Origin of the sequence: Streptomyces sp. MUSC 14, assembly GCF_001866675.1 — a bacterium.
Taxonomy (GTDB): Bacteria; Actinomycetota; Actinomycetes; order Streptomycetales; family Streptomycetaceae; genus Streptomyces.
In genome coordinates this window covers 44,666-53,536 of the sequence record NZ_MLYN01000087.1, presented here as the reverse complement: position 1 = coordinate 53,536, position 8,871 = coordinate 44,666, and the positions used below count along the sequence as shown (strand labels likewise).

Sequence of the window (8,871 nt, the reverse complement as noted above, 5' to 3'; positions counted from 1 at the left end):
CGAACCTGTCACCCAAACCTGCAGCAGACCCGTTCTGTGTTCCGCGGCTTGGCCAGGGGGCAGCTTGGGAAACTGCGATCACGTGCGGCTGCATTGTCCGGTGACCTGAGTGAACGGCTAGACGGTGGCTCGTCGTGCAATGCCGCGCTCCCTGTCATTCCCCACTGTTCCCCGCTTCATCTGGTGTGGCTGGCCGGTCCGTCGCCCACACAGTTGCATTGTCGATGGAGAGCCCGGGACATCCCGGGCCCTCACCATCTGTAGGCGGCAGGCAGGTTCGTGAATCTGCCCACCTCGTGGCGACGGGCGGCCGGCGCCTTGCTATCCCGGGTAGTTGGTGGGGATGACGCAGAAGTCGATGTGGCTGAGGTCGGCGAACTTGCCGCTCGGGTTGATCGGGGCGTGCAGCGATCCGTCGGCCGCGATGCCGTTGGGGAAGCCCGTCGTGCTGTCGTAGGTATAGACGTTGGCTGCGTTCCCGCCCTTTGCGGTGACCTTGACAGCGGCGCGGTGGTCAGACGCGGGGATGGTGAAGCTGAATACCTGACCCTGGGAGCTGTTGCTGACGGTGAGCCCGAAGGTTCCGTCGCCAGGGATCGAGACGGGCCCGGTCGTGGGATTGTCCACCCTGAACCCGGTCGCGCCCGTGGGGCAGGACACGGGTGGATTGTCGGCCACTTCCGTGGGCTGTACGCCTGCGTCGCTCGGCGGACCCGCCTGGGCCAAGGCGGGACCCGCCGCGATACCGAGTGCCGCGGTCGTGGTCAGGCCGGCGCCAACGAGCCGCGCTCCCCATCTGACCCGTGACGACTGCGCCTTTACTCGAACAGCTGCTTGCACAGCGACCACTCCTTCTCGTTACTTGGATTCCAGACTTCAGATACGTGGTGTCGCCCTCGTGGACGCTCATGCCATTTCCGACAGCAGTTCGAGATATGAATATCTATCCTCCACCGGGCGGCTCAACATTCACATGAATGGACAATAGTTGGGTGTTGCGACCCCTTTCCCTACGCCATTCGAGCCTCAGCAGGAGCCCGAAAGGACGAGCGCACCGTCGTAACGACGAGTGATCCGGACCGGCTGGCCACGGTACGACCGCACGCGTTCCTGGCGTGACGAGGGGGCGAGTCTTTGTCAACGGGACGACAGGGGCCCATGGTGACGAACACGGCAGCCGTTGCGCCGCAACCGTGGCCTGCTCCTTGCCCCCCGGCCACGCGCTCAGCGGCCCCTGCCCCGCCTGATCGGCCAGGGGCCGTCCGATCTGGGGACCTGCCTCGTCAGGGCTGGGGGGTCACAGCCGTCCACTGAGACTGAGGTGTCATTCCCTGCGCCGGGGCGGGGCATACCAGAGCGGTTCCATTGGCAGCGCAATGCAGGGTGTAGACCGAGCCGCCCTGAGTGATGATCTTGTAGAAGGCGTCACTGCCTGGGCATCGACCGAGACGCCACAGACCGGGGAGTTCGTGGGGAAGCCGGTAATCGTGCTGAGGTCGATCCAGCCAGCTGTGTTGGTCGGGCCTGAGACGATATTCGGGTTGTCCGGGTTGGTGTTCGTGTTGGGGCGCCTGCCGGCGAATGGTTTCCCATTGACCAGGGCGGCGAGAAACTGCTCCATGCCGTTCGGCTTTGTCGAATCGACGCCAGTACCGCACGCCGTCGCAGCTGCGGTCACAGTCGCGGTCACGGTCGCTGTCGCCGTGGTGGTCACCCGTCGCGGTCGCGGTCGCCGTCTTCGTGACCGTGACGGTGGCTTTCGGGTGGGTGGTGTCACAGTCGCCGCCCGCTCGCCCCTGAGACTTGCCAGGCTTGCCAGGCTTGCCGTGGTCGCAATGGGGATCGACGGCGTACGCCACGCCTGCCTGGGACGTCACGGCGGTGGCCACCACCACCGCGGGGGTCGCCACCGCGACCGTCACCGCCGTCGCGATCGCGGCAAGTCTGCGGACCCTGCTGAACTCGCTGTGAGCCGCTGATCCGAGCTGCGAGGTCGTCCTGTACTCAGGACACATCTGGGTGCTTCTTGTTCCTAAGTCTCGGGTGATCCCCGAGGCCATATGCGCAGCTTGACCTGAGCACATCGAAGCACCGGTCTGATGGTGAGGAAACACGCTTGCGGATCAATAAATCGGACTAAAGAGTGTTGCAAAGGGCCGTGATCAAGCAGTTGGAAGCGGGCAGTTGGCGCAGGATTTGAGGTCTGGCCTCATCTTTATCAGGTCGATCACGGCCCCCGGGGGAGGTGGAGGGATCCAAGCCTGGCGACCGTCTATCGCCCGCTGGGGGCCGCTCTCGTCCGTTGGCGTTCGCCGCTGTTGGTGTCAGCCGTTGGTGTCAGGCGCACCGACGGGGCTTGACATCGCTGGGGTGGCGGTCAAGCTCAGCGCACGGCGAGTGCCTCGGCGAACATCGCAAGATAGCTGTCGTGAGCGAGGCGCAGTTCTCCGAGTTCGTTTTCCTGGAACCACGCGATGGCATCGTGTTCGTCCAACGCGACATTGACCGGAGCTCCCGTCCAACTTTCGATCAGCCAGATCTGCATGTCGAAAGCGTCGGTATGGATCTGCTGCATGGGCTGGCCTGCAGGCACCGCGACCTCGATCCCGAGCTCCTCGTGCAGCTCCCTGGCCAGCGCCGCACCGGGAAGCTCTCCAGGTTCCACATGTCCACCGGGTAGGTCCCACACGTCGGGGTACCAGCGGCGCTCGGGAGATCGGTGACACAACAACACCCTGTTGCCGTCGCGCAGGAACGCCGTGACGATCCGAGCCCGAGTAGCGCCTTGCGTAGAAGTCGACACATGAGCAGTCTGCCAGCGCTGTGCCTCGGCCAGTCAACAGGCCGTGGACTGAGCCGCACCCTTCCACCTTCGACGGTGGACGGGATGGAGCTCCCCGCGCGCGCCCCAACGGACTCGCAGTCGGCGACGGCGCCCCCTCCATCCCGGTGCCGGCCGATCCCCAGCCGAAGGCATCGTCTTTGACCGCAACGTTGGGTGCGGTGCTCGACTCATGGCCTACGGCCCTATCCACGTGTGGGCGCGCGTCGGCGCAGCGCGCGCGGAGCGGAGCCGGGAAGCGCGCCCGGCGGAGCGGAGCACAGCCGGGGCTTGAAACCTGTAGAGAAAGTTGTAACTCATAGCCGGACTGGGCCTGAAGACCTTCGCATGCTGTGGGTCGGCGGTAGGAGGCGCCACCGTTCCGCGCTGACGGCAACGACGGCACACAGGGACCGTTGATCACGACCATCAGCGATCAGCCGGAGCGCCCGCCCAGCCGCCTGCCCGATCCTACGGATCAGAAGGTCATGCCCAATGGGGGCAGGGGCAGGGCTGCGAAGCGGCAGTGCCAGCGGCTGGAGGCAGAGCCAATGGACCCCGTGTGGACCACGCTCCCGTCCGACTGCCGGTCTGACTACGCTGTTACCCGCTCCGCCCCAGGTGGACGGCGCGAGGAGGCGTGCCCGAGCGGCCGAAGGGAACGGTCTTGAAAACCGTTTCCGGGGTCGCCGTTCATTAGGACGGGAGCCGTCCGGGGCCGCAGAGCGGGCAGGCCCGGGTGCCGCATCTGTTCGTGCTCCTCGGGCAGGCTCCGGGCCATTCTCCGCACCAGGTCAAGGCCGAGGCCGAGGCGGTCACCGGGGGTGAACCGGGATGCCGTAGGGCCATCGCGCACCTCTCGCTTCAACGAGCTTCTCTGCGCGGAGAGTTGCGCGATGGCCGCCGCATGACCAGGGGTTACGCCAAGATCCCTGCTACACCACTCCACGGGACGCCATCCGGCAGCGCGGGCACAGAGGACGCTCCGGGCCCGACGTGCCCGGCTGGAATCCCCAGCCGTGGCAGTGCGGGCACAGGTCGCGGTCAGGCGGTGGACACAAGCAGGTGGTCATGTCCGGTGAACGCGGGTGGGTGACGGCGCGTCACGGCTCGCGGCCCGCCGCTGTCCCCGTACCACCGCCAGCGCTGGAGCAGGCCCCACCCGTACTATCCCCGGCTCGCTGTGCACTGCGACACCGGAACCCCCGCTTCACCGTGCAATTAGACACCCCACACCATGGGTCGCCGGCGCTACATTCGGTGAGCCGACAGGGGCCGACCGGGGTGTGCGGACTTGTGTGGGAAACGAGACTCCACGCGGCCACGCCGGGCAGCCTGGTCGGGCCGCTTCGCGCAAGGTCAATACAGACGATTGTGGGTTCATCGAACCTCGACTCGGCCGACGCCGTAGAGGTCTTCGAGGAGGGGTGAACGGGGCTCTTGGCCCCGCGACTTCACGGGAGGACGCATAACCATGAGCAAAACCCTTCGACGCTTGCTGCTGCTTCCGGCGGCAGCTTTGGCGCTGCTGTCAACGCAGGCCCTGCCGGCGCATGCGGGCGCAACGTTCAACCTCCGGACCCCCTGGGGCGGCAGTCCGTGCCTCCGGCCGGACTCGAACAACTTGGGCGTGAGCGTTCACGCGTATGCGTGCGACGGCTACTCCAACCACTGGACATTCGCGAACGTGCATCCAGACGGCACGTACGAGTTCGAGTGGCTCCCCAACGGCGGCTGCCTTATCCCGAACTGGAATCAGCAAGCCTCGCCAGTCGTCGTCACCAATGGGAACAACGTCTGCAATAACGACTCCTCGCGGTGGTATCTGAAGGGGCTGCCCGACGGGAAGACTCAGATCGTCAACGTTGCCACCGGCCTGGTGCTGGACTATGACTCGTCGGGCGCCAACCGCGGGCTCCAGCTATGGCCCGCGTGGGGCGACCTGAACCAGGAGTTCTTCCTATCCTGACCGCTCAGCTGTCGACGGCGGTGATCTCTCCGCGAAACGGACATGATCACCACCGCCGCCGGATGCGATTCGAGAATACCTCAGCATGGTCGTGATCTGACCGGTTGCAATATTGAGTGCACGGCACTGCTGTCATGGGAGGGGACGCAATGCGTATCAGGTTCGGGCGGCGCACCGGCAAGCTTGCGATCGCGGGGACGCTCACGGTCGCCGCGTTGAGCTTGGCCACGGGAGGCGCTTTCGCCGCCACGCCGCCGACGGGAGCCGAGGCCTGCCCGAGCGGGAACGTGTGCTTGTACTTCAACTCGCCGAACGGCTGGGGCGCGTGGGAAGACTGGTCGCCTGGCCAGAGCCTCAGTCTGTCGGACTTCAAGTTCGCTCACTGGGGGAACGGTTCTGGTTACGGGCAGACGGTGTACGACAACGCTGCCTCGATCGTCAACAACACCGGCCACACGGTGGTCGTTGAGTCGGACCTTGGCCACGACGACTACTACGACGCGGGCTACGCCGGATCCCTGTACTCCTTCACCTACAACCACGACGCTCTCCTGTACTGCTGACGCCCAGCGAAGCATCGCGAATGCCCCCTCTGCACCGACATGGTGGAGGGGGCCCGCCCCTTCGCTGACCCCGCTAGCGCAGCTTATGAGCGCCGGACCAGGCCGGGCTGCGCAGCCGTGGCTTCGACGATGCCCGCCTCAGCAGCAGCAACACCCGCACGGCGCCGTCCTGCGAGCACCCGTCTGTCCAGGCTGGCGTCGACCGCGGCAACGGTTGATGACCGCGTACAGGTCGCCGCCGGTCCGGGCCAGGGAGTCCGTGACGCCGGCCAGGACCAGGGCGAGTTCGGGGTTGCCGACCGGCGGCATCGGGGCCCGGCCCACCCCCTTGTCGCTGCTGCTCCTCTCGTAGGCGGACAGACCCCGGTCCCGGCTCCAACTGGGCGAAGCGACGGTAGAGGTACCAGCCGAACGCCTTCACCAGGCGCTCCAGCGGACGCGGGCCGACTTGGCCACCCACGACTCCAAGATTCAGATAGACCTAACGGAGTCCTACTAGCGGTTGCGCGAACAAAGCACAACCTCCAAATCCCCAGGTACTCGCGTGATCTTCTCTCCGTGATGCTTGTCCCGCATCTGCAGCTCATAGAGAAAGGTGAGCTCGTGAAGTTCTCACGCACTATCAGAATGGCTACCAGCGTCCTGCTTGCGACAGCCGGGGTATTCACCGCCGCCACGGCAGCCGACGCTCACACAGCCCGTCCGGCGACACCGCAGAGCTTCATCCTGCTTGACGAAAAGTCCGACGGTCCCCTCACCGTCCGCATGTGGTACAACACGTCGAACGGCGGCATCCACGGCGAGGGCGTCGAACCAGGAACGAACCCGTACCCTGACATCTCCGTCGACCTCTGGGTTTCAGGCACCTGGGACAAGGGGTCCTCCGGGACGATAGATGTGAACACTTCTGAAACCTTCGCCAACCATGTCAAGGCCTGTGCGTCAGACGACTTGGGACACAGCGTGTGCACCGGAGAGACCTGATCGGCCGCCATCAACACAGCCGCCGCCGTCGTCGGGTCGAGAATCCGATCCGACGACGGCATTCTCTAGGTCGTTTCTGATGGCTCTTGGACGATGTCTCGGAGCCAGATGACGATCGCCGTGACGGTCAGGGTGCCGTTGAAGATGTAGTTCCACGTTTCGAATGCACCGCGACATCCCCCTCGTCTGGGGTGACGGCGGCTACACCGGCGGCCTCGTCGACTGGTGCCGGGACAAACTCGCGCTCACCCTTCAGGTCGTCAAACGCACCGACGACATGGCGGGGTTCGTGGTGCTGCCCAGGCGCTGGGCGGACAGGCCCCGGTCCCGGCTCCAACTGGGCGAAGCGACGGTAGAGGTACCAGCCGAACGCCTCCACCAGGCGCTCCAGCGGACGCCGGCCGACTTGGAGGCCGAACTCTGACGCTGGAACCGGGAGAACCCCGACCTTGCGGCAGACCTCGCCCAGGCCGCCGAGCACGCCCGCCGCTGACGTGCCGTACGTTGTCGGCGATCAGGGTCTGATCGGGCCGGCCGGTGAGGAGGCCGGGCTCGACCTTGAACATCGCCAGCACGGTCTCGCGTTCGTCGGGCTTTGGCTCCGGTCAGCGCGAACGCGATGGGCAGGCTGTGCAGGGTGGACACCAGGTGCAGCCGCAGGTCCCAGAAGAACCGTGAGTGACTGGCGCAGTAGCCGTACTCGGCCCATCCGGCCAGGTCGGAGGGTTTGACGGTCTCGCGGGAGCGCCCGCATTCCGCCGGTGTGGAGTCGACCCCCCACACGTCATCGCTCCACAGTGTGGTGTCGACGGCCAACAGGCGTATGACGTGCTGGATCAGCCCGGCTGCCTTCCGCCGCCGCTTGTTGTAGCCGGGCTGCTTGGGCAGATACGGGAACAGGTGCCGCAGGCGAGCGCAGGTGTGGCGGAGCCAGCGTGCTTCGGACGTGAAGCCGAGCATGGCTTGCATCACCGCGAGCGTGACAAGCTCCGCGTCGCTCAGCTGAGGCGCGATGCCCGCGGTCGGCCGCCACGGAGCCAGGTGAGGCGAGCCCTTGAGCAGGTCATCGGTCTTCATGAACAGTGCGGTCGCGAGGGTGTCCAGGTCAGCGTTCACCAAGCCTCCAGGCTCCGGTGTCGGGTAGTGCGACTCCGGATCCCGGAGGTGGGTGCGGGCGGCCGGGGACCATGTAGCGGCCGGGGCGCGGCGGAGTGGGGATCAGCTCATTGAGCGAGTTCGAACCGGTCGGCGATCTGCTCGATGAGCGGCAGATGCTCTTCCCAGGTCGCGCTCCCCATACCGAGCACGAACGCTGCGTTTCCGCGCACAGCGAAGTACTCCCGCGTCCGGTAGATGACCGCTCCGTTGCTGTTGCGGCGGGTGACGAAGTCCAGTGCCACCCCCGGCTGCCCGGCGAACCGGGTCTCGGTGCGCGTGAAGTCGTCGTAGCCGTGGGCTTCGAGTTTCTCCTGGGCCACGTCCGCCACCTGTGCAGCAGTCTTTCCGTTGGCGGGGATCTTGAAGACGATCAGATTCTGTCCGGGCCCCCCGGTGGCCCGCAGGATCTCCGGCCCGTTCGCCGGGACGGGAGGCAGCGCCTCCCAGCCCGCAGGCACGTGCAGGACCGCTCCGTAGGGCACGATCGAGATTGCTTGCCAGGGGGCAGTGGAAAGATTGGACATTCGGTGGCCTTCCAGGCTCGGGCGTTGCTCGGTCGCCAGAGGGGATACCGGCAATCGGCCGCAGTGCGAACCTCGCACTCCGTGCCCGGTCCGGTATCCGTAACAGCGGCAACCAGTTGGGCATCGAACTCCGGGAGATCGCCGTAGTGAGCAGTCACCAGGCCGAACCGGCCGCCGCAGAGCGGGAACGTCTTGTGGCGATGCACGGCCGTCTCGTGGAACGCGAGGTCGCTCGCTACCGCACCTGGCACATCGACCGGGCGGACCTGCGACAGGCCGGCATCCTCGGGCTACTGATCGCCGCGAGCCGCTTCGATCCCGATCGCGCAGTGCCCTTTGGGGCATACGCGCACACCTGGGTACGTAAGGAGATCCAGCGGGCCATCGCCCGCCAGGAATTCCCTGCCGTCGTACCGGCCGACCTTGTCGGCCGCACCGTGGCCGTGCGCCGGGCGCTTGACGAAAATGCTGACAGCTTGAACCTGGCGGCTGCCGCGCTGGGCATCTCGCCAACGACCGTCGCCGCACTTCATCGGCAACTGCGTAACGCGCCGGCTGAAGACGATGAAGAACTGCCCGCACCCGGCTTTACCCTGACGGATCCCGAACATGCCGCCATCGCAAGGGACTTCACCAGCACGGTTCGGACTGCCCTGGCCCGCATCGACCCCCGCGAAGCCGAGGCGCTGATTCTGCGGTACGGGCTGGACGACCGATCGGAAAGGTCATTCCGCCAGATCGGCCGTCACCTGGGCGTCTCCGACCACACCGCCAGGAAACTCGTCGAACGCGCTCAGGCCGAACTGCGTCGCCTCATCGACTGACGCATCCAGCCGTCCAACCATGACCGCT

At 66.1% G+C, this 8,871-nt stretch carries 8 protein-coding genes and 1 pseudogene; 5 read left to right on the top strand and 4 right to left on the bottom strand.

Annotated elements, in window-relative coordinates:
• Positions 1-321: 321 nt before the first annotated feature.
• Positions 322-660 (bottom strand): hypothetical protein, encoded by a 339-nt coding sequence (locus BIV25_RS42220; protein ID WP_071377888.1) that lies wholly within the window; start codon positions 658-660, stop codon positions 322-324.
• A gap of 1,161 nt (positions 661-1,821) precedes the next feature.
• On the opposite strand from BIV25_RS42220, the gene BIV25_RS51800 reads away from it, so the two are divergent.
• Positions 1,822-1,971: a hypothetical protein gene (locus tag BIV25_RS51800; RefSeq protein WP_177235620.1), complete on the top strand. Its 150-nt coding sequence runs from the start codon at positions 1,822-1,824 to the stop codon at positions 1,969-1,971.
• Positions 1,972-2,383: 412 nt separating this feature from the next.
• Here the strand turns inward: BIV25_RS51800 and BIV25_RS42215 are convergent, their stop codons facing one another.
• Positions 2,384-2,803, bottom strand: a complete 420-nt coding sequence (locus tag BIV25_RS42215) for an NUDIX domain-containing protein (RefSeq protein WP_071377887.1) — start codon at positions 2,801-2,803, stop codon at positions 2,384-2,386.
• A gap of 1,492 nt (positions 2,804-4,295) precedes the next feature.
• Between BIV25_RS42215 and BIV25_RS42210 the strand changes: the two genes are divergently transcribed.
• The 3 genes from BIV25_RS42210 (at position 4,296) to BIV25_RS50620 (ending at position 6,337) form a co-directional block, all read left to right on the top strand.
• On the top strand, positions 4,296-4,790 hold the full coding sequence (locus BIV25_RS42210; RefSeq protein ID WP_067137117.1) for an RICIN domain-containing protein: 495 nt from the start codon (positions 4,296-4,298) through the stop codon (positions 4,788-4,790).
• A gap of 149 nt (positions 4,791-4,939) precedes the next feature.
• Positions 4,940-5,353, top strand: coding sequence for a peptidase inhibitor family I36 protein (locus BIV25_RS42205; protein WP_071377886.1), 414 nt, complete (start codon positions 4,940-4,942; stop codon positions 5,351-5,353).
• Positions 5,354-5,911: 558 nt separating this feature from the next.
• Positions 5,912-6,337, top strand: coding sequence for a hypothetical protein (locus tag BIV25_RS50620; protein WP_143076800.1), 426 nt, complete (start codon positions 5,912-5,914; stop codon positions 6,335-6,337).
• Positions 6,338-6,843: 506 nt separating this feature from the next.
• Here the strand turns inward: BIV25_RS50620 and BIV25_RS48585 are convergent.
• Both BIV25_RS48585 and BIV25_RS42190 read right to left on the bottom strand, forming a co-directional pair.
• A pseudogene (locus BIV25_RS48585) lies at positions 6,844-7,453 on the bottom strand (IS982 family transposase); the annotation flags it as partial.
• A gap of 107 nt (positions 7,454-7,560) precedes the next feature.
• Positions 7,561-7,977 (bottom strand): hypothetical protein, encoded by a 417-nt coding sequence (locus BIV25_RS42190; RefSeq protein ID WP_143076799.1) that lies wholly within the window; start codon positions 7,975-7,977, stop codon positions 7,561-7,563.
• A 158-nt stretch (positions 7,978-8,135) separates the two neighbouring features.
• On the opposite strand from BIV25_RS42190, the gene BIV25_RS42185 reads away from it, so the two are divergent.
• Entirely contained in the window at positions 8,136-8,843 is a 708-nt protein-coding gene (locus BIV25_RS42185; protein ID WP_143076798.1) for a sigma-70 family RNA polymerase sigma factor, read from the top strand.
• Positions 8,844-8,871 lie beyond the last annotated feature (28 nt).